This window comes from Massilimicrobiota sp. SW1139 (assembly GCF_012027715.1).
GTDB lineage: Bacteria > Bacillota_I > Bacilli_A > Erysipelotrichales > Coprobacillaceae > Allocoprobacillus > Allocoprobacillus merdigallinarum.
The window spans coordinates 16742-38813 of record NZ_SJOR01000019.1 but is presented as its reverse complement, the minus strand read 5'-3'; the positions used below and the strand labels follow the sequence as shown (position 1 = coordinate 38813).

Below are 22072 nucleotides of genomic sequence, written 5' to 3'. Positions count from 1 at the left end.
TTTTTTACTTTTCTTTTTATGTAAATTTAAATCATCACTATTGGAAATTGTTTCTATTTCTTTTTCGTTAATATTTTTATTTAATTCTATTTGCTCTTCCCTTTCAATTTTACAACCACAGTTCTGACAAAATATATCTTCCTCAGTTATTTCATTTCCACATTTTTCACATTTCATAACTCTCTCTCCTCTCAAAAAATATCCTTAATTTAAATATATTTTACCATATATTGCATTATTAGTTCAACTTGTTCTATTGGTTTGTGTTTAATTTTACAAATACTTTGTATGATAAACAATATATGAGGTGATTAATTATGCTCAATTCTACAATTGATTATGCAAAAATTGGCAAAAGGATTAAAACTCGAAGAAATGAATTACAAATCACACAAGAGAAAATGGCTCAAGATTTGAATTTATCTTCTTATTATATATCGAAGACAGAAAACGGAAAATCATGTCCAACATTAGAGACTCTTTCAATTATTGCTAACTATCTTAAACTTGATCTTGCATTTCTAATTGCAGGCACTTCTACATTAGAAAAAAATTACTATCTTAAACAACTTGATGAAATATGTTCAAAAGCAACAAACAAACAGTTAGATTTAATTGCAAAAATAGCAAAGACAATAATTGATGAATAAAACCCCTTAGCTTTTTTATGGCTAAGGGGTTAAATTTTCTAGTTTCTTTTTTAATTGGTTACGAATCTGTACTATTTTCATCCAATAATCAGCTGCAAGGATAGATACATATATTGAGTTAGCATCTTGTTCTAAACTAGAGAAAATAGATAAGACTGCCTCTATTGGTTCAAGATCAAAATATAATTTATCAATTTCTTCTTCATTCATCACTATCACAATCGATTCCCAATCTTATGCATTCTTCTCGAACTGTTATATCATTTTTCAAGTAAAAATCTTTTTCAATCAGAGGTAATCCATTTTTTAATGTTAAAGATTCTAGTTCAGATAACATTACATATCCCCATTCACTGCAAATAAGATTGACATAACCAAATAATAACCAATCTCCATTTTCCATTTGTTCTCCACCTGTAATCATCCAGGTGCCTTTGCCATATGGATTAAAATATTTAACAATAATTTTTGAGTCATAACCTAAATTACTTTGCCCTTCAATGCCATATTTTATTAACTCATTCTCTATTTGATTAGTCATTAGCTTCATACCCAATTCCTCTATATTTCATTATAGTTTTCAATATGTTTAATCTTTGAAGGATTAAACATTTCAAATAACTCAAATTCATTACCAATAAGGTACATATCTTTATTTTGTTCAATTGCAAACGCAATTGTCATAACTTCTTCATTAGTATCATAGCATTGAGCTAGTACAACCTTATTTGCTAGACCACTTACAATTCTATATGAAAATGGTAAGTTCTTTTTTGGGGGATCAACAAAATTTGGATATTCACTAATAATAAGCGTATTATTATTTTCTATATCATCGTAAAATGAAATTCCTCTATCCACAATCTTTATTGTCTTTATCTTACAATCAAATAGCCAACTCCTATCTGGTCGTATAAGTATAAACTCATCTTTGCTAATCATATCTTTAACAAATTGATCTAATAGTAATTTAGTGGAATGATTATTTTCTAATGAAACCAAACACATTTTTTTCTCTTTCAATAAATTGATATTTCCCTTATAAAAAAGAACAAATGGTGGACAATTGATTTCTTTTAATTCATCAGGATATTCATCATCAAATATTGTTATGTATTGACAATCCAATTGTTCTTTCATTTTAATGATTGCTTCTTTATCAAATTTTTCTTTATTTAATAATGCTTTATATATCTTATTAAAATTACCTTCATATTTTATTGAAAAATATAATACTAAATCGCTCATTTTTCTATTTTCCTTTCGTCATAAAAATTAATGGGATTAGCATAATGCTAATCCCTAGTTATTATTTTTCTCTGAAATATAAATCATAATAGCTGTTAGAATTGATAATACTAGTTTTTCCATAAAACACTCCTAATAGCTAAATTTAAATCTTAAGCTTTTTGTATCTTTCATATAAGAATAATACAAATCTGCAAAGTTTTGTTTAAAACTCTTGGAATCAAATCTTCGACCAAGAATCTCCTTATAAATCGCCTTCTCCCCATTCATTCCCTGAAGCTCCTCTAAATTATACATCAACATGTACTTTTTGATTTCACTTTCATGTTCCTTGATTTCCTTATCAATTTTTTCCTTTGCAATCTCTAATTGTTTAAGACTGCGAATAACATTTTGAATATAAAGTTCACTCATTGTTTAGTACCTCCTTCAATCTTATCTTATATTCACAGATATAATATATAATTGAAAGATTATACTTTTTCTTTATTACTCAACGTCCATATCGTTCTTTTATAAATCTGTTTAAATCATCTCTAGTAATACGATAACTTCTTTTAAATTTTATTGCATTCAATTCCTTGTTTCTTATATATCTTCTTATCGTCTGTTCTGAAATGTTAAGCATTACTGATACCTCTTCTACTGTCATTAATGGTTCATCCATAATATAAAACCTCCAATCATTTGATGTATATCTATATGTTTTATTGATTTTATATAATTAATATGAATCCATAGCATATCTTAATGATCATTTTTAAAATTAAAATAGTTGATTTTTTAATTCAAATTAACATTTTTTAATACATCAATAATGCTTATTCTATATCCCTATACTTCCTACATTATCAATATATAAAATTATATATAATAATCATTTCTTTTATACAAAACTCTAAAGTCCCATTGCAGATTAGGTGTCATTTGATACAGATTAGAAATAATACCATGAGTCAAATGATTTTTGTCAGCAATCCTTTTTCCTGTCATAAAATTAATAGAATTGATTACAAGATGAGCATGAACGGAATCATGTTCATTATGTACAAAATACATATTTTGAAATCCATCTTTAAGTAATTGAAAACCAACATTTGACATGATCTGAATTATCTCGTAATTAGTAACAGGCTTATGATTATGTCGTGTTCTAAATGTAATAATAATATGATGCAAGAGATTTCCATCAGTTTTTTGATATATTTTTTTTACAGCATTAAATCCATCAATGGCACTCTGAGGTGTTCTGGTAATAATTCCTTGTCCTCCCCATGCTATTCTCTGTATAGGATTGTTCAGATCATCTTTATCAGTTCTCAATGCATATGCAACAATGTTTTCCAATGCATCTTCATTAAGATATTGTCTGTTTTTATATATTAGATTAGACATTGCATTTCCTCCAATTCCATTTGAATAGCTGTTCTTACTTCCTTATCACTTATACACTGCGAAGCCTGTAATAGTCTTACCAAACATGAAGAAAATTCTTTTCTCTTCATAAAAAAACTTTCTCCTTGTAAGTATGAATCTACCAAATCATTCATCAAGTAACTAAGAGTAACGCCATTCTGTTGTGCTCTAAGTTGCATCTGTACTTTTTTTTCCTGAGTTGTTTTAAAATCAATTCGTGCTACAATACTTTTCTTAGCCATCTTCTTTACCTCCTTTTTGTACCACTTATATATAGTCATATCCTATAAAGGATATGTAGCAAGTATGCGCAATGGTCGGACAATGACCATTATGATTGATACATACTTTTACTTATATGTTATGTATCATAATTAAATATTAATATTTTATATGGATGCAAAGAATTATTATGAACATTAAAGATTAATTAATCTAATAATACCTAGCATTTAGTAACAATAAGACTTATAATTATTACTAAAAGAGGGTGGATTATAAATGGATCATCAAACAATCGGTGTAGAAGTTAGAAAATGATAGTAAACACTACTATCATTTTTTATAAAACTAAAACAAATTTTTATACACCATTTTTCATTTTTACACCATTTCGTACACCATTTTGTAAAAAAATTATAAAAAGTTATAAGACTTTATAAGAAATAAAAAAGTACAAAAAAGCCTATAAATACTGAATAATCAAGTATTTATAGGCTTATATTTATTTTCAAATTTCAGGCTATTTCAATTATTCACCAACGTATGGTAATAAAGCCATTTGTCTAGCACGTTTAATAGCAACTGCTAATTGTCTTTGATATTTAGCACTTGTTCCAGTTACACGTCTAGGAATGATTTTACCGTTAGCAGAAACAAATCTTTTTAATAATTCAACATCTTTGTAATCGATGTAATCAATCTTGTTTTTTGTAAAATAGCAAACTTTTTTTCTTGGTCTTTGTCTTTTGAATGCCATAAACCTTTTCCTCCTTAAAATTGAATATCATCTTCCATGATATCAAATGAATCAAAAGAATTATCAAAATCCTTTTCTAATTCTACTGTTTTCATATCATAGAAGTTATCTTGTGATACTTGTGGTTGCTGTTGCTGTGCTCTTTCTCTAGCAGCTCTTGTTTCTAAGAACTGTACACTGTCACAAACAACTTCAACAACATACACTTTTTGTCCCTGAGCATTATCATAGCTACGTGAACGAAGTCTTCCTTCGACACCTACCAATGAACCTTTTGAACAATATCTTTCTACATTTTCAGCAACTTTATTCCAAACAACACAATTGATATAATCAGCCTGTTGTCCATCTGCTGAATTATAGTTACGATTTAATGCTAAAGTAAAGCTTGTAACTGCAGCCCCACTATTTGTTCTTCTTAACTCAGGATCTCTCGTCATTCTTCCAACTAATACAACACGATTAATCATCAGAATTCACCTTCTTATTTAGATCTTCTAAGAGTCATATGACGGATAACGTTTGCATTGATACGTGAAATACGTTCAAATTCAGAAATATTTTCAGGAGTAGTTGTTGTATCTACGACAACATAATATCCTTTTTTGTAATCCTGAATTTCATAAGCAAAATCACGTAATCCCCATTCATTAACATTATCTACAGTTCCTTCACCATTTGTTAAAATGTTTTTGAAGTTTTCGATTAATGCATTTCTTGTTTCTTCTTCAACATCAGGTTTTACAATAAACATGATTTCGTACTTATTCATCTTTTTACCTCCTCCTATGGTCTAATGGTCTATATCTTAAATATAGACAGGCAGTAAATTTATTACATGCTCACGTAATATACCACATATACGCCCTTTTGTCAATCCAGACATATATAAAAACCTCATAAAATCAATACTTTTTACAATACAATAATCATTTGATATTCTCAAATCAACAATCATGATATAATAGATGATATCCACATCAATTTATAAAATATTAAGAAATTATTTATACATTTTCAATGCTATCATGACATAATGTAAAAGCGAGGTGATCTTATGGCAAAGAAAAAAAGAATCAATAAAAAGCCTATGATTTGTATGCTTGTGATTTTACTGATCATTGGCATAGGAACAATTTATCTGTCTTCACGTCATCATAATGATATTGAAGAATATCAGGTTGATGGCTTATCTATACAACATCAATTTTTAACGGTTAATCCCAATTCGCGAAGTGGAAAAACATTACCAAGAGTTAATGGTATTGTGATTCACTATACTGCCAATCCTGGTTCCACTGCTCAAAATAACAGAGATTATTTTGAAAATCTGAAAACAACCAGAACGACTTCTGTATCTAGCCATTTTATCATTGGATTAGAAGGAGAAATCATTCAATGTATTCCTTTAAATGAAGTGGCTTATGCTTCTAATAGTCGTAATAAAGATACCATTTCTATTGAATGCTGCCATCCTGATGAAAGCGGACAGTTTAATGATGCAACTTACCAGTCATTACAAAAACTCGTACGTGCTTTAATGGACTCCTATCACTTACAAAGTCAAGATGTGATTAGACATTATGATATTACTGGTAAAATCTGTCCTAAATATTTTGTTGATCATGAAGATCAATGGCAAGAATTCTTAAATTCTCTATAATGAGGTGATTCATCTTGAGTTTAGAACAAGATATATTTCAAAGAACAAAAATTGATTTTAATAAACTGATAGCCTATGGCTTTCAAAAAGAATGTCATCAATATGTTTATATTCAAAATATTTTAGATAATAGCTTTCAAGTAGTCATTACTATCAATACTGATGAAGATATTCATGGAAAAATGATTGATTTAGCTTTTCATGAAGAATATATCAATTTTCGTATCAAAGCGCAAACTGGTGAATTTATCACAAAAATACGTCAAGAATATGAAAAGATTTTAAATGATATCAAAGACAAATGTACTACACCGCAATATTTTATATATCCTCAAGCTAATAGAATTGCTGATTACATAATAAAAACATATCATGATTATCCTGATTTTCCATGGACGAGCGATCCTCACTATGGCGTTTTTAGACATCACAATAACCAAAAATGGTATGCTTTAATGATGAACATCAATAAAAATAAAATCACTTCTGAAAACGGGGATGTAGAAATCATCAATTTAAAATTAAAAGAAGAACATATTTTACAATTACTTCAAGAAAATGGTTTTTATAAAGCTTATCATATGAATAAAAAGAAATGGATTTCTATCATCTTAGATGAAACATTATCTGATGAAGATATTTTCAAATATATAGATGAAAGTTATCAATTGACACAAACAATCCATACAAAAACAAAAAAGGATGTCATCCAATAGACTATATAAGTCGATTGGTCGCATCCTTTTTTATGCATGTTGCCTTAATAATTCATTTAATTCCTGTATTGATGATTCTTTCAGGAATGAATCATATCGAAATAAACTAAAACCTTTATATCCATTTTCATATAGAATTTGAACTTGTGAAGCAATATTACGAGAGTTTTCCTGCCATCCATAATCCTCATCAACAGCATCACCAGCACGATAAAGAGCTAATCCAGCATATAACATAACACTTTGATGTCTTGGTATTTTTGCAAATTGCTCACATCGATCAGTAAACGTTGTTGTTTTTTTATCTTCACCATACTGATCACTCCAATATATCTGAGGCATTAAATAATCAATATAGCCTTCTTCCCCTAACCATGTATCAATATCAGCCCCATCATTTAAACAATTTTCATAATTGCCTTGAGGACTGATGCCAAATACAACATTTTCATCAGCCTCTTTAATTGTCTGATAAACATCCTGTATGAGCATATTAACATAATCCATACGTTGATTGGCTGTTGTGCCATCATGTGTTCCTGATACATAAAAATAATCATCAAAATGTATACCATCAACATCATAGTTTTCCACAACTTCTTTCACTCCATCAACAATATAATCTCTCACTGACTGACTGGCAGGATTTAAAATATATTGATATGTGGCATAACCAATTGTCTGAGTTGCATCTTCCAACCAGTCACGATGCGGTGAATGATTTAAAAACTGTTCAAAGCTTGCTTGATTTAAAGAGACTCTATAGGGATTAATCCATGCTTCAATGGACATACCTTGTTGATGAGCAATGTCAATCATCACTTCTAATGGATCAAATGATAATGATTCCTGATGTGTAATCACTCTTGAGAGAGGAAACAAATCTGATGCATATAAAGCATCACTAAAAGCACGCACCTGAACAATAACGGTATTGATTTTATAATCTTTTATATTTTCAATAGCTTGTGAAAAATCTTCTTCAAAGCTTTCCTTTGATTCATAAGAAAACTGTTCTAAATCTCCATACGCAAACCAGACAGCTCTTTTGTCAAAAGAAGATAATGAACATGGTGGATGTGGCATAAAGAAGTAAATAGTCAAACAGATACATAATAATATTATAATAACAAGTAAACTGTGTTTTTTCTTTTTCAAAAGACCACCCCATTGATTATATTCAAAAGATTTATTTTAAATCCTCTTTTGTTGTAATTTTTTTGTTTTCATAATCCCCTAAAACAAAATAGACTTTTTCATCAGTAAAATGTTCTACCATTTGAGCATCATCAGTAGCCAAATAGTGCTGTTGTATCGCTTTTGTGTAAGCATCTAAAATCAGTTTGGTATGAAAAGCCTGTGGTGTCTGTGCCTGCATTAATTCTTGACGATTAAGTGTTTCTTCGACAACACCATCAATCACTCTTTTAATTGTGTCTTTGCAAGGTACCATTAACAAACATGCTGGATGTTCTTTTAGACATGTTAACAGATCATCAATCTGTTGCTTTTTTAAATAAGGTCTGGCTCCATCATGAATCAAAACATTTTCATATACAACATGTTGTAAACCTGCAAATACACTATCCTGTCTTTCCTTTCCTCCATCAACAAACTCTATGCGTTCATCACTTAATAATTGTTGAAATTCTTTTCTTTCTTCAGGTCTTGTCACAACAATAATCTGTTGACAGCGTGTATCATTGATAAAAGTTTGTAAAGTCATTTCATAGACTGTCTTACCACGAAATGAATATAACATTTTATTATAATTCAATCCTGTTCTTTTCCCCTGTCCAGCACATAAAATAATGACACTATACATTGTTCTTCCTCTTTTCTCTCTATAAACTGCATTTATCATACCATATTTACCATGATTTATCAAAAAAAGCTACCTTAGCAGCTTTCTTCAATACAGACAATATATTCCTTATAATTTTGTGAATCTTGACCGACACAAACAGCCAAACGTCCTGTTTTTACAATATGTTCCATATCTATATTCCATATTGCCAGATCATCATAACTCAATGTGATACTGATTGTCTGAACAGCATGATGAGGAACATATACTTTATGGAATCCTTTTAATTCCAGCACTCTAGAAACAATGCTTGATTGTAAATGCTTGATATAAATCTGAACCACATCTTGCCCATCTCTTTGACCTGTATTATGGACATCTAAAGTAATAGTGAGTCCTTTTTCCTTTAATTCCTGAATGGAAATCTTTTGAGGTAAAGATATATTTTGATATTCAAATGTTGTATAACTCAGTCCATAACCAAATGGAAGCAATGGACCAGATGGTAAATCTATATAATCTTTTTGTGCTCCGTTATGTTTATGATTATAATAACATGGCAATGCCCCTACATGACGTGGAATAGAAACACTCAAATGTCCACTAGGATTGTAATCTCCAAATAGCACATCAGCGATTCCATCTCCACCTCTTGAACCAGGATAAAAACTAGCCACAACAGCTTGAGAATAACGCATGACATCATTGATCACATGAACTCTTCCTTGAATCAGGACTGTGGCAATATTTGGATTCACGCGATGAATCTCTTTTAATAATTGATTCTGATATCCTTCTAATTCAAGACTTGCTAAATCAATATTTTCTCCACAATTCATTTCATTTTCATCTTGAATTCTTAATGCACCATTATTTTCAAAAGCATTTTGATATAAACGCGTACTATTACCACCTAAAACCAAAACAACAACATCTGCCTCTTTTGCAATCTTTAATGTTTCATCTAAATTTTCAAATTGTTTCTTTCTTGTTGTACATCCTAATGCATAGCTGACTTGTGAAGCTTTTTTACAGATTCCCTGATAAACAGTCACAATGTCTTGGGGATTTTGATAAGCTGTATAATCACCCAATTGATGGAGATAATGATGGGCATTTGGTCCAATCACAGCAATTTTTTGTGTTTTCTTTAATGGTAAAATATGATCATCATTTTTTAATAATACTTGACATTCTCTTGCACTTTGCAACAATAATTCATCACATTGAGGCAATGGTATATTTTGTGAAGGTTCAAAAAGACCTAACTTTTCTTTGAGTCTTAAAATTCTTTCAACCGCTATATCTAATTCTTCTTCAGTGATATAGCCTTGTTTAACAGCTTCATCAAGTCTGGTATAAACCTGATCCCATAAACTCAAGTCAACACCTGCTTTTAAAGCCAGACTTCCCATTTGTAAAGGATTGTCATTTAATAATAACAGTCTGTCTAAAGCACATCCATCAGCCATGACAATGCCATCAAAACCATACTCTTTTCTTAAAATATGATGAAGAAGATTTTTATGAATATGACAGGGAATTCCATCTATTTCATTGTAAGCTGCCATAACAGCTCTTGCACCTGCTTTGACTGCTGCCTTGACTGGTGGCAAATGAATATCTCTTAATTCTCTTGGACCAATTTTAGCCGCATCCGAATTATGTCCACCTTCACAGGCTCCTTGAGCACATAAATGCTTCACAACAACGCTGACCCCGTTTTGATCTTTTTCAAATCCCTGCACAGCACTTTGAATCATTTGTGAAGTCAAATACGCATCTTCACTAAAACATTCTTCACTTCTTCCCCAACGTGGATCTCTTAATACATCAAAACCAGTAAACAAAGCAAGATTTCCACCTTTGGCGGCTAATTCCTGACTGACATTCTGTGCAATTTTTTCCATCAACAAAGGATTCCAGGTCATCCCCATCGCTAGTTGCGTAGGATAGACAGGACTTTGTAATGCCATATGACCATGAACACATTCTTCTGTAATCAAGGCGGGTATTTGAAAACGCGAATGTTTCTTGATATAATCCTGAATCATTTGAATAACCTGATAACTTTCTTGGCGTGTAATCCCATTATGTTCATCAATCTGTGACCAGGCATCAGCTCTCATAATTCCATAAATCGCACCAACGCCTCCATATTCTTTAACGTGCTTTTTAAATAAATCTGTTAATTCATAATGGTCTCCTACCTTCTGATAACATTGCCAACCATATAAATGCTGGTTTAATTGACCAACCTTTTCCTTTAAAGTCATTTGTTTAATTATATTTTCTACCATTTTCTTTCCTCATTTTTTATTTATAAATATTTTTTACTATATAAATGTTGATTCACTAATTCTCTAAGTAAATATTCAATAGCCAAATGCATATGTAAACGTGAATCAATATCATATCCTTCATCTTTTGATACTGATACATTCACAGTATAATCAGATAGTTTTGACATCGTTGAATTTATTTTTTCTGAAATCAATAATATTTGACATCCATTCATTTTAGCAGTTTTCATAACGTCAATAATATCTTTTGTTTCCCCACCACGTGAAATCACAATGACAAAATCTTCAGCAGTTAAATGATTCGCTTCTAAATATAAAAACCAATTATCATCTGGATATATTGTTCTGATTCCAAATAAACTCAGTTTTACTGCCAATATCTTCGCAACATATTTATTCATCCCAGAGGAACAAACAAGAACATTTTTAGCCTGTACTATACTTTCAATAGCTTTTCCAATATCTAAATGTCTTAACATAGACATTGTATCTTTGATTTCTTTTTCAATAGTATCACAAACATTATCACATCTAGATGTATATTCATATTCATCTCTACGATGGTATAAAAGATCATAGCGAAAATCCATAAATGTTTTATAATTTAATTTTTTCACCATTCTAAAAATAGTTGTTGTGGATACATTTAAAGCCTCAGATAATGAAGATATTGTTAAATTTGGCTGTAAATCCTGAAAACTCAAAAGTTTATGAAAACATTCCACTTCTAGTTCAGTTAAATGATTTCCATATTCTTGAAAATTTTTAATGAGACTCATAAACAATCAATCCTTTCATATGAAAATAGAGTAGAAAATCTACTCTATTATAACAGTTACAAAAGTATTTGACATCATGCTTTTGATATAAATTTTTCCATCTTGATTTTCAAGTTCTTCTTGTTTTTCTTCTAATGCATCCCCAAGATAACATTTTTTATCTGCTGGAACATATAAAACAACATTATCAATATCTTCATCACGATTATTAAGAATACGGATGACTGACGCTTGACCACATTCAGCTTTCTTATAAGCCATCAGTTCAACTCTTGTATCTAATTTTATATCTTCATATTGCCATTTTAATCCTTTATTTTTTTGACGGCTGATATCATTAAGATAACGTGTTTGAACTGGTGTATTTAATATTTCAGCTGTACGAACCAAATCAGACATTTGTTGACTTTCACCAAAGAAAAGTGAGTATTGACTCGTTACTTTTTTATCCAACAATTGTGAAGATGGCGTATCCATACGATATCCTGATGATCTTCCTGGTCTGATCAGTAAATCAGCTTTTCCAAATTTTCCAACGCTTCTTAAAAGTGTTAAACAAATTCTTTGATCATTTTCTACTTCATATTCAAGAGGTCCTTGGCTTAATAATGACATGATAGCATTTTGATGATTTAATTTCACAAAGCGTTGCATCGCATAGATAGGTAAAACATATTCTGTTGCCCCATTTTCTATGCCTTTTTGATTTGTGATTACATTATCTCTAATAATAGTTCCGAGTTGATCTTGACTACAATTTTGTTTAGAAGTATAGATATCATCAAAAGCAACTCTGACAATATGATCACAAGAATGATTTTCAATAGTTGTTTCAAAATCAACTGTCTGACTATGAGCCTTTAAAGAAACATCCGTGATAATACGTAATGGTTTTGTTTCTTGACTACGATGATGGTCCACCACTTTTGATGGCACAGCTGTATCAAAAGTGATACGATATTTGACTTCAATTGATGATGATTCTACCAATTCTATAGTTGGTTTCACATTATTAATTCTGATTTCTTGATCATCAATACATGGTGAGTAATTATATTCATCACCATCATCACCTTTTTCAAGTAATGTATGAAGATGATGATAAGTTTCACCTGTCAGTTTATTTGTGACTGTTAAAGTGCCATCTTCTTCAATCACTACTGATAAATATTTATTTTGTGCTCCTCGATTCATCACACTCACATCTCCTTGTAGAGATGTAGATGTTTTTTCTTTGAAGCAAACTTTTAAGATTTCATAACCCATTGGTGGTAAAAATGAAGTGTCAATTTTGAATTGAACTTTAAATTTTGTACCCTCTAATACTTCTCCTGAGTCATGGAAGTTTTCCATACCATTATAGTATTCAATATCATGACATGTCTCTTTTATTTCATTCATGAATTGATAAGGAACAATTGTCCCATCATGACGTTTTAATACAAAATCTTTATCTTTGACAATCATACTTACAAAGGCAAAATCTTGTCTTTGATACGGTAAAGTATTAAATAATACCAAAATATCTTCCTGATCATTTAATTCACTTAAATCCACTGTTTCGGCTAAAAATCTAAAATTCATCCAAATCAGTTCATTCAAACCATGTCGTAAATTTAATAAACGATTTTCTACCGTATGATTGATACTATCTGGCGAAGAACTATATATAGAATCATGGAACTGATTTTTAAAGATAATCTTCCAGAAATAATTGATTAATTCCTGATCACAGTGACCACCAAGTGAACGTGTCATACTGATCATTGGTTCTACAACTTTTGCCATGATTGTTTCATAATAACGCATCGCATTTTTTATATCTATACGTGTAGACGTAATTCCTGCATGAATACGTCCTAAAGTTGCACTTCTTGCTTCACCTTTATAGACTTTTAATTCATGATGATTTTGCTTAGCAGCTTTTAAAATATTTTCAAGATATTCTTCAGGGTTTGTCATCTGACATTGATATCCATCTTTTTGTAAACGATTGATCATTTGAGAAGAATGGCGTCTAGGGAAAGCATAATCGCTTCCTAGCATAAATAATATTTCGCCATCCTGATAACGTTCTTTAAGTTTTGGAATAAAATTTTCCATATCCTTTTTAACATCTTCATAATCTTCTGGGAAACCACGATAATGTCCATATCCTAAAGCAAAATGAATAGCCGGTAAAACTGTATTGCCATTTCCTTCCCATAAAAACAATGAATCTTCTAAACAATCATAATCAAATCCACGCCATGCATAAACACCTTTCATACCAATTTGTTTAAATAGATAAGGCGTAATTTTATTTTGACCAAATGCATCTGGAACCCATCCAACTTGGAGGCAATGTCCAAATGACTGCGCATATTGAGATCCTATAATTAAATTTCTAAGTAATGCTTCTCCTGATGGAATAATCATATCTGGTTGCACATACCATGGACCTATAAATAATTTTCGAGCTTTGACTAATCTTGCAATACGCTCTTTTTGAAATGGTTTAATACTTAAATAATCTTCTAAAGCAGCAGTTTGTCCATCGAATGTAAAATATTTCATTTGTGGATCGTTTTCTAACATGTCAATTAAACGATCAAAGAAATAACAAAGTTTAATACGTGAAGCATCTGTTGAACGTAACCATTCTCTATCCCAATGAACATGAGGAATAAAATGAATATTACTCAAGAACAACACCTTCATTCTGGGCTTCAATACTATTTTGTTTAATTTGTAATTTGACAAATGGATAATATAAGATTAAATCAATAATAAACAATACAATACATAAGATAACTGGACTGATTGTAAATGCACCTAATACCCATGCATTGACAAAGATAGGTTCTACACCTGAATTTAAGACAACTAAATGGTTAACCCAACCCCAAGAAGTCGCAAAATAACCAATAATTGCATTAATAACAGGAACAAAAACAAATGGTAAGAACATAATTGGGTTTAATACAATTGGTAAACCAAAAGTAACTGGTTCATTGATACCAAATAATCCTGGAATAATTGCAACTTTACCAATAGATCTTTCAGCAGAACCTTTTTTACCTAATACTAATAACAGTACAACAAGAGCCAATGTTGAACCAGATCCTCCAATCATGGCATAAACATTACATAATGTATTTGGAGCAACTTGTGTAATTCCATCAAAAGATCCTGTTTCCACATACATTTGAATGTGTTCATAGAAAATTGGCATCCATAAAACTGAGATTAATCCCCACATAATTGAGAATCCATGAACACCAAAGAACCATAATAATTGCATAATAATGATAACTAAAATAACTGCTGGTAATCCTGTACCAATACCATTTAATGGTGAAATAATAAATTCAGTAATTAATGCCTGTAATGAAGCATACCCGCAAAGCACAACAACTTCTTTAATAACTGAGAAAATAACCATAATGACAAAAAATGGAATAATTGATAAAAATGAATTTAAAACCATTGGTGGAACTTGTCCTGGTAATTTAATTGTATATTTAGAATTCACCAAATGATAATATAAGAATGATGATGCTAAACCAATAATCATTCCTGTAAACATACCTTCATAGTTGAAGAAATTAATTTGGAATGCTGTAATTGTTGAATCACCAACATCAATAGCATTTGGAATTGTTGCAATATATGCAATAAGTGAAACAATACAAGCTACTAATGGAACACATTTATCACCTGTTTTATTTGCTCTTAACTGATTAGAATAATTGTAAGATGAAGCCAATACAACAACTAAACCAGTCATACCCATAGCGACTGTATTAATATTTGCGAAAGCATTAATAATACTTCCTAAGATTCCATCTAAAGAAATTCCCCATTCACCAAACCAATAATTAGCTTGTTGACTCACTAAACCTGCAAGAGATCCAACAACAGTAAATGGACTCGTTAAGATACATGCGTCTTTAATCGCATTTAATAACTTGTTTGAAGTGACCTTATCAGAAAGTGGCATAAGATACTTCTCTAAAAATGACATAATTAATTTCATATTTTTTCCTCCTCAACAATACACAGTATACAGAAAGCACTTTCAGATGAGAATTACAAAACCTGTAATATTTTTACAGATTTCCACAAAAAAATAAGAGGTTGTTACCTCTTAGAAATAGACCTTCATAATCAGTTCTGCAAACAATGAATTCGCCCAACAAAACCATGGTCTTGTATATTGACTATCATCATTGACATCAAAACTTTCATGACAATATCCTGTATCACCTGTATTATTCACAATCATATCAATAAGTGTTTGAATTTCTTGTTGATTGGTAGATGTTAAAGCTTGCATTGTCAATGCAATTGGCCAAATATAGTTTTCCCATGTATGTGGAGAACCAATGCCTTTGGCTTTTTTTCCTGCATAATAATATGGATTATCTTCACTTAAAATAAAACGTCTTGTATTTTGATAAATCGGGTCATCTTCATGACAATATTCTAAATATGGTAAAGATAATAAGCTTGGTACATTGGCATCATCCATTAAAATATGATTTCCATATCCATCTGTTTCATAGGCATAAATTTTGCCATATTTTGGATGAAGATATGTTCCAAATAATTCAATACCATAATCAATCTGGAACTTCAAATCAATAATACGTTCTACAAGACGTTCATCCTGATAAAGATCACGTACAATCTCTACTAAATAAGATAAAATAACACTACAAAACATATTTCCTGGAATATTGTAATTCAAAGCACAGGCATCATCACTAGGTCGAAAAGCACTCCATACCATTCCTGTATATCTTGTATCAAATCCATGTCCATGATTTTGTAATGTTTCTGTTTTTCTTAAATTCCATACTTTCGCCATATCTCTTTCAAAAGTATAAGAAGATTTCTGACTATGATACTGTTCAGTTTCAAAAACATCTAAAATCGTATGAATAAAATAAAGATACTGTTTATCAAAAATAGTTGTATCATTTGTTTCTTTGTAATATTGATAAGCGAGTTTGACTGGATAACATAATGAATCAAGTTCAAACTTTCTTTCCCAGACATATGGTTTCATAATTGTTGTATCATGATATTCTCTTGGAACATCTTCCGTATTTAAAAAAGCATTAGCATATGGATCCAATAAAACATATTCTATTTGTGAGCGAATTAATCCTTTGATTTTATTTTGTAGATCCTGATCATCTTTCATTAATTTTAAATAATGATTCACCTGACAACTTGAATCACGTAACCACATAGCATTAATATCACCCGTAATAATATAAGTCTTATCTCCTTCAACTTTTAAACTTGTTTCTAAAGTTGACATAAAACATTTTTTAAACATTTCTCTTAATTTCTGATCTTTGATCACATCATCAGCTTTTTGCATTATTTCTGTTCTATTCATACTATCCCTCCTCCTATTCATTTTATATAAAAGATAGTCTCTTTTCCATTTCTAAATATGTATTATTTTTTCTTTATAAACATCTGCATGCCATGTCCTGATAAATCATTAGGGAGTAATGAAAAACCTAAACTTTCATAAAAACTCTCTTTTCCTTTTGCGGCAATTAATTGAAGAGAACAGCGTTCACCTTTTTTTAAATGGGATTGGACATATTGAATCATACATTGAATAATTTTTGTCCCTATTCCCTGATGCTGATAGTCTGGGAGAACTGCCACATCACAAATCAGATAATAAATGCCATCACCTATTAATCTTCCCATTGCAATAGAATGTCCATGATCTTTAACAACAATACTATAAACTGTCATATCTAAAGCCTGTTGTAATTGATGATCAGTCAACATTCTCCATTGTACACCTTCTCTTATCTTTTTAATATCTTCAATATTTAATGTATTTTCTTCATAAATGAACATTTTTATTTTACCTCTTACTTTCCACAAACTTTTATATTGATGATTGTCTTGATATCTTCATATTATTTATTATCATCTTCTAAATCAATCATTAACCATTTTTGTCCATTTCCTTCTTGTGTATTTGCATAAATATTTTGTATGTTACTGTGTAATGTTGGTAGTATTTGTTCAAAACTGTCTTTCTCTTTCTTTCCAATAACAACCATAACAGTAAAATAATTTTCTCTAGGATAAATCGTACATAACGTTTTTTGACTTTTTTTCATTTTGATATTCCAGCCATACTCCCAGCTACATTTACTAAATTCATATTTTGGTGTGATATGGTATTGATCTATCATATATTGATAAAACAAGTCCCATAATGGATTATGAATATATTGACTCATATCTTGCTGTGTTGGCATGGATTGACTATCTTTTCTATCTAACATAATCTTCCTCTTTTCTTTTCTATATCATTACCATACCACATCAAATGCTAAATGAAAACATTCATCAAAATAAAAGAATCTACAAAAAAGTGCTATTTTTATCAATAGCACTCAGTATCTATCATTATCTATTTTTAGAAACAAGATATTTTTTCATCTGTTTTAATAATGTTCTTGCTCCTTGATTGACATCATAATCTTTTAAAATATCTTCCATCATACTCTCGGTAAGTGGGATTGGTGTCTGATTTTTTAAAATTTGTTGTAGATGTTGTTTTTGTAATGTTTGATATTCAATAATTTCATCAATACGATTTAAGAATTCTTTTGAAAAATAAGACTCTAAATGTTGATATGAAGGAAGTTTCTTTTTAAAACCAACAATAGATTGATTTTGTTTTGTGACATTAGAAGTCATGATAATAATGGTATCTTTAAATGAAATGATATGATGATGATTATCTTTTAATACACCTTCATCAAAGACTTGTAAAAATAAATGCATAACTTGTGGATTGGCTTTTTCTATTTCATCTAATAATAAAATACTATCAGGATATAAAATCATATCATGAAATAAAGTCGATTGCTGGTCATAACCAACATATCCTGGCGATGAACCAATAATCTTATTGACACTCGTTGTATCACTATATTCAGACATATCTAATTTAATAAAATGTTTATGCATGGTTTCTGCTAAAAATTTAGCTGTTTCTGTTTTTCCAATGCCACTGCTCCCTGTCAGCAGATAAACACCTTTAGGTCTATGAGGATGGGGAAACTGTGCTAAGGACTCTAAAGATTCAATAAGTTGATGTATAGCCCTCTGTTGTCCAATAATATGATGATTTAATGAAGTTTCAATATCTTGATAAGAATGATTTTGAAGACTTGCTCCTGAAATTTCTTCAATAACCTTTTCAATATGTTGTGACTGTAAAGTCTGATCTTGTTGGAAAGTTGCTTTGACACATGATAAATCTAAAACATCTAAAGCTTTATCAGGAAAAACACGTGATAATAAATATTGATCACAAAGACTAATGATTTCATCAATACGTTCATCAGGTATATCAATATGATGATAATTTTCATACTGTTGTTTTAAACCTAAAAGAATATCTTTTGTTTCTTCTTTTGTATTCTCGTTTATTTTGAGTATGGAAAAACGTCTGTTCATAGCTTGATCTTTTTCAAAGTATTTATAATATTCTTCGATAGTTGTTGCCCCAATCAGAGTTAAATCTTTTCTAGCTAGAAAAGGCTTTAAAATATTAGAAGCATCAATAGCTCCCTCTGCTCCTCCTGCACCAATTAAATTATGAATTTCATCAATAAATAAAATGGCATCTTTTGCTTGAATCACTTTATCAATAATCTTCTTAAACTTTTCTTCAAATTCTCCTCTATATTTTGTCCCTGCAACAATACTCGACAAACTGAGTTCATAAATAACTTTGTTTTGTAAAAGCTTTGGAACTTCCTTGTGATTGATTTTATAAGCTAATTTTTCAACAAGAGCCGTTTTACCCACACCAGCTTTTCCAATCAATAAAACATTATTTTTTTCTTTTTTACATAATGTTAAAAAAAGTTGTTCTAATTCCTGATTTCTCCCTATCATTAATCTATTTTCTTTTTTGACTAATTCATTAAAATTTACAAGTTCATGAATTTTATCTAATTCATAGAGTAATGATCTGGTTTGACTCAGTTCTTCTTTAATCTGATCAAAAGAAACATGATATTTATTTAACAATTCAACAGCAACACTTTCTTTTTGTGAAAGTAAAGCTAAGCACAATATATTTAAACTGACTTTTGACTCTTTTCTTTCACGTGTGATATTGATAGCTTCTTCTAATATCTTTTTGACAATATCACTATATTCCATATAAAAAGGTTGAATATCCTTTTCACCAAACAACCTTACAATATCCTTATATATGACTTCATCATCAACATGATAAGATTTTAACATCTTTGTCATAGGTATATCTTTCATCTTTAATAATGATAATAAAAGATGTTCACTTCCTACATGACTATGTCCTAAATCAAACGCAATACTTTCAGCTATGACAATTGCTTTTTGTGCCTGTTCATGAAATTGTGTAAGCATACTACACCTCTTTTCCTTTCTATCATATGAACTCTATTTGAAATTATTAACGTTTTCTTTATATTTAATCAATTTATTATTTTGCATTATTTTCCAAAAATAATGTATCCCTTTTCTATGACTGTCATGTGATGAAAACAACTCTTTTTATAGATGTCTTTTATAAAAAAAGAATTATAACCATTTGTCTTGATTATAATTCTTCATGACTATTCACTTTTTACTTTTTCTCTTAACTGTCCATAAACAACATATCTATTTTCAGTTCCTGAATAACAAGTGCTTAACATAATCATGTTTACTTGCTCATCACTTACGTTTTGATAAACAGAAGCTTCACTTTTAACCTGATTCATATAAGAATCATAATCTATACCTTTTTGATACAGATCACTTGTTGCGGCAATAACTGTAGAAGCTACAGCCTGGTAAACATAAACACTTCCATCAGGCAAATAGATATAAATATCTTGATGTTCATTAAAATAATCTTTTTCAACAAAGTATCTCAAATCATGAAAACGTGAACCATTTTTCATATTATGACCATATATGATGGTACTATCATCACTAAAATCTCTGGAATTAATTTCATCAATAAATACATTTCCTGCTGTATTAGATTTCATATATAAATCTGTATATAAATAAGTATCATTGTTTTCACCTTTTAATATAGGTTCATCAATTTTTGTATCAGGAATATATAACCATCCAATCACATCAGAATTAATATTTTGTAGTTCTTCAAAATTAACAACACGTTTTAATGGATCTTCTTTTTCTTCTTCTGGTTCTTCTACATATTGAGTCACTAATTCTGCACTTTCTTTTTCAATTGTATAATAATTATAAAAGATTTTTCCTAATTGAAAAGCTGAAAATAGAAAAACACAAATACATATAAAAAGTAATATTCTTCTGATTATTTTGTTCATTATACATTAAATTTGAAGAACATAATATCTCCATCATGTCCTACATATTGTTTTCCTTCCTGACGAATTTTTCCAGCTTCTCTTAAAGCATGTTCACTGCCATATTCCATTAAATCATCATAGCTATATGTTTCTGCTTTGATAAATCCTTTTTGGAAATCAGTATGAATAATTCCTGCCATTTCTGGAGCTAACATTCCTTTTTTAAATGTCCATGCTCTAACTTCATCAGCTCCAACAGTAAAGAAAGTATTTAAACCTAATAAAGCATAAGCTTCTTTAATTAATTTATCTAAACCACTTTCATCAATCCCTAAATCATCTAAAAACATCTGTTTTTCTTCTTTATCAAGTCCAACTAGTTCACTTTCAATTTTGGCACAGATAGGAACAACATCACAATTTTCTTTGGTTGCATAATCCTTTAATGCAACATAATATGGATTACTTTCAGGATTTTCTAAGTCTTCTTCACCAAGATTAGCCACATAAATTAATGGTTTCATTGTTAATAATGTGTATTGTTTGACAATATCCATATCTTCTTTTGAAAAAGTCATCACTCTTGCTGGTTTTCCTGCTTCTAAAGTTTCTTTTAATGGTGCTAAAACATCCATTTCAGCTTTGGCTTCTTTATCACCTGATTTTGCTTTCTTTTCAATTTTTCCAATACGTTTTTCAACTGTTTCTAAATCTGCAAAAATCAATTCTAAATTGATTGTTTCAACATCTCTTACAGGATCAACATCTCCATCAACATGTGTAATGTCTTTATCTCTAAAACAACGAACAACTTCACAAATCGCATCTGTTTCACGAATGTTTGCTAAAAACTTATTTCCTAGTCCTTCTCCACGACTTGCCCCTTTAACAAGACCTGCTATATCAGTAAATTCAAAAGTCGTTGGAATTGTTTTTTTAGGATTAAAAATCTTTGTTAATTCATCTAATCGAAAGTCAGGGACTTCTACCACTCCCACATTTGGATCAATTGTTGCAAATGGGTAGTTGGCAGCTTCGACCTGTGCATTTGTAATTGCATTAAATAATGTTGACTTACCTACATTAGGAAGTCCTACAATACCGGCTGTTAATGCCATTTTTTCATCACTCCTTAACTCCATTCCATTTTAGCGA

General features: G+C 30.1%; 26 protein-coding genes. 3 read left to right on the top strand and 23 right to left on the bottom strand.

Annotated elements, in window-relative coordinates; all coding sequences use genetic code 11:
* The coding region (locus E0K96_RS12355) for a zinc-ribbon domain-containing protein (protein ID WP_370519919.1) at positions 1–177 on the bottom strand (177 nt) is incomplete at its 3' end.
* Between the two features lie 140 nt (positions 178–317).
* Here E0K96_RS12355 and E0K96_RS09820 point away from each other — a divergent pair.
* Positions 318–650, top strand: coding sequence for a helix-turn-helix domain-containing protein (locus tag E0K96_RS09820; protein ID WP_168082888.1), 333 nt, complete (start codon positions 318–320; stop codon positions 648–650).
* Between the two features lie 21 nt (positions 651–671).
* On the opposite strand, the gene E0K96_RS09815 is transcribed toward E0K96_RS09820, so the two are convergent.
* From E0K96_RS09815 to rpsF, 10 genes are all read right to left on the bottom strand, one after another.
* On the bottom strand, positions 672–860 hold the full coding sequence (locus tag E0K96_RS09815) for a hypothetical protein (RefSeq protein WP_168082886.1): 189 nt from the start codon (positions 858–860) through the stop codon (positions 672–674).
* Positions 853–1200: a DUF2958 domain-containing protein gene (locus E0K96_RS09810; RefSeq protein ID WP_168082884.1), complete on the bottom strand. Its 348-nt coding sequence runs from the start codon at positions 1198–1200 to the stop codon at positions 853–855. Before E0K96_RS09810 ends, E0K96_RS09815 begins: the two co-directional genes overlap by 8 nt.
* An 11-nt stretch (positions 1201–1211) precedes the next feature.
* The gene (locus E0K96_RS09805; RefSeq protein WP_168082882.1) at positions 1212–1898 is read right to left on the bottom strand and encodes a DNA-processing protein DprA; all 687 of its coding nucleotides are present in this window, start codon (positions 1896–1898) and stop codon (positions 1212–1214) included.
* Positions 1899–2030: 132 nt separating this feature from the next.
* Positions 2031–2312: a hypothetical protein gene (locus tag E0K96_RS09800; RefSeq protein ID WP_168082880.1), complete on the bottom strand. Its 282-nt coding sequence runs from the start codon at positions 2310–2312 to the stop codon at positions 2031–2033.
* Positions 2313–2391: 79 nt separating this feature from the next.
* Positions 2392–2565 carry a helix-turn-helix domain-containing protein gene (locus E0K96_RS09795; protein ID WP_168082878.1) on the bottom strand — a complete coding sequence of 58 codons (174 nt, stop codon included), beginning with the start codon at positions 2563–2565 and terminating at the stop codon, positions 2392–2394.
* A gap of 197 nt (positions 2566–2762) precedes the next feature.
* Positions 2763–3293: a relaxase/mobilization nuclease domain-containing protein gene (locus tag E0K96_RS09790; protein ID WP_168082876.1), complete on the bottom strand. Its 531-nt coding sequence runs from the start codon at positions 3291–3293 to the stop codon at positions 2763–2765.
* The gene (locus E0K96_RS09785; protein WP_168082874.1) at positions 3281–3556 is read right to left on the bottom strand and encodes a hypothetical protein; all 276 of its coding nucleotides are present in this window, start codon (positions 3554–3556) and stop codon (positions 3281–3283) included. Before E0K96_RS09785 ends, E0K96_RS09790 begins: the two co-directional genes overlap by 13 nt.
* A 509-nt stretch (positions 3557–4065) precedes the next feature.
* The gene (gene rpsR, locus E0K96_RS09780; protein WP_087244237.1) at positions 4066–4293 is read right to left on the bottom strand and encodes a 30S ribosomal protein S18; all 228 of its coding nucleotides are present in this window, start codon (positions 4291–4293) and stop codon (positions 4066–4068) included.
* Positions 4294–4307: 14 nt separating this feature from the next.
* On the bottom strand, positions 4308–4763 hold the full coding sequence (gene ssb / locus E0K96_RS09775; RefSeq protein WP_087244236.1) for a single-stranded DNA-binding protein: 456 nt from the start codon (positions 4761–4763) through the stop codon (positions 4308–4310).
* A gap of 14 nt (positions 4764–4777) precedes the next feature.
* The gene (rpsF, locus tag E0K96_RS09770) at positions 4778–5065 is read right to left on the bottom strand and encodes a 30S ribosomal protein S6 (RefSeq protein ID WP_087244235.1); all 288 of its coding nucleotides are present in this window, start codon (positions 5063–5065) and stop codon (positions 4778–4780) included.
* 285 nt (positions 5066–5350) lie between these two features.
* Here rpsF and E0K96_RS09765 point away from each other — a divergent pair, with 285 nt between their 5' ends.
* On the top strand, positions 5351–5956 hold the full coding sequence (locus E0K96_RS09765; RefSeq protein ID WP_168082872.1) for a peptidoglycan recognition protein family protein: 606 nt from the start codon (positions 5351–5353) through the stop codon (positions 5954–5956).
* 14 nt (positions 5957–5970) lie between these two features.
* A complete protein-coding gene (locus E0K96_RS09760) occupies positions 5971–6672 on the top strand; it encodes an MmcQ/YjbR family DNA-binding protein (protein ID WP_168082870.1) in 702 nt (233 codons plus the stop codon).
* Between the two features lie 30 nt (positions 6673–6702).
* On the opposite strand, the gene E0K96_RS09755 is transcribed toward E0K96_RS09760, so the two are convergent.
* The 12 genes from E0K96_RS09755 to ychF all read right to left on the bottom strand — a co-directional run bounded on the left by E0K96_RS09755 (position 6703) and on the right by ychF (position 22035).
* On the bottom strand, positions 6703–7830 hold the full coding sequence (locus E0K96_RS09755; protein ID WP_240924492.1) for a glycoside hydrolase family 10-like protein: 1128 nt from the start codon (positions 7828–7830) through the stop codon (positions 6703–6705).
* 31 nt (positions 7831–7861) lie between these two features.
* On the bottom strand, positions 7862–8497 hold the full coding sequence (gene ispD, locus E0K96_RS09750; protein ID WP_168082868.1) for a 2-C-methyl-D-erythritol 4-phosphate cytidylyltransferase: 636 nt from the start codon (positions 8495–8497) through the stop codon (positions 7862–7864).
* A gap of 74 nt (positions 8498–8571) precedes the next feature.
* Positions 8572–10779 carry a glycoside hydrolase family 3 N-terminal domain-containing protein gene (locus E0K96_RS09745; RefSeq protein ID WP_168082866.1) on the bottom strand — a complete coding sequence of 736 codons (2208 nt, stop codon included), beginning with the start codon at positions 10777–10779 and terminating at the stop codon, positions 8572–8574.
* A 20-nt stretch (positions 10780–10799) separates the two neighbouring features.
* Entirely contained in the window at positions 10800–11561 is a 762-nt protein-coding gene (locus E0K96_RS09740) for a MurR/RpiR family transcriptional regulator (RefSeq protein ID WP_168082864.1), read from the bottom strand.
* Between the two features lie 39 nt (positions 11562–11600).
* Entirely contained in the window at positions 11601–14255 is a 2655-nt protein-coding gene (locus E0K96_RS09735; RefSeq protein WP_370519918.1) for a glycoside hydrolase family 38 N-terminal domain-containing protein, read from the bottom strand.
* Positions 14239–15579, bottom strand: a complete 1341-nt coding sequence (locus E0K96_RS09730; RefSeq protein WP_168082860.1) for a PTS sugar transporter subunit IIC — start codon at positions 15577–15579, stop codon at positions 14239–14241. The genes E0K96_RS09735 and E0K96_RS09730 overlap by 17 nt, the downstream gene beginning before the upstream one ends.
* A gap of 111 nt (positions 15580–15690) precedes the next feature.
* On the bottom strand, positions 15691–16953 hold the full coding sequence (locus E0K96_RS09725; protein WP_087936095.1) for a glycoside hydrolase family 125 protein: 1263 nt from the start codon (positions 16951–16953) through the stop codon (positions 15691–15693).
* A gap of 62 nt (positions 16954–17015) precedes the next feature.
* The gene (locus E0K96_RS09720; protein ID WP_168082858.1) at positions 17016–17435 is read right to left on the bottom strand and encodes a GNAT family N-acetyltransferase; all 420 of its coding nucleotides are present in this window, start codon (positions 17433–17435) and stop codon (positions 17016–17018) included.
* 62 nt (positions 17436–17497) lie between these two features.
* Positions 17498–17872: a DUF3788 domain-containing protein gene (locus tag E0K96_RS09715; protein WP_168082856.1), complete on the bottom strand. Its 375-nt coding sequence runs from the start codon at positions 17870–17872 to the stop codon at positions 17498–17500.
* Positions 17873–17996: 124 nt separating this feature from the next.
* The gene (locus E0K96_RS09710; protein WP_168082854.1) at positions 17997–19997 is read right to left on the bottom strand and encodes an AAA family ATPase; all 2001 of its coding nucleotides are present in this window, start codon (positions 19995–19997) and stop codon (positions 17997–17999) included.
* Positions 19998–20206: 209 nt separating this feature from the next.
* Positions 20207–20935, bottom strand: coding sequence for a class B sortase (srtB, locus tag E0K96_RS09705; protein WP_168082852.1), 729 nt, complete (start codon positions 20933–20935; stop codon positions 20207–20209).
* Complete coding sequence (gene ychF, locus E0K96_RS09700) at positions 20935–22035, bottom strand: redox-regulated ATPase YchF (protein ID WP_168082850.1); 1101 nt, start codon at positions 22033–22035, stop codon at positions 20935–20937. The genes srtB and ychF overlap by 1 nt, the downstream gene beginning before the upstream one ends.
* Positions 22036–22072 lie beyond the last annotated feature (37 nt).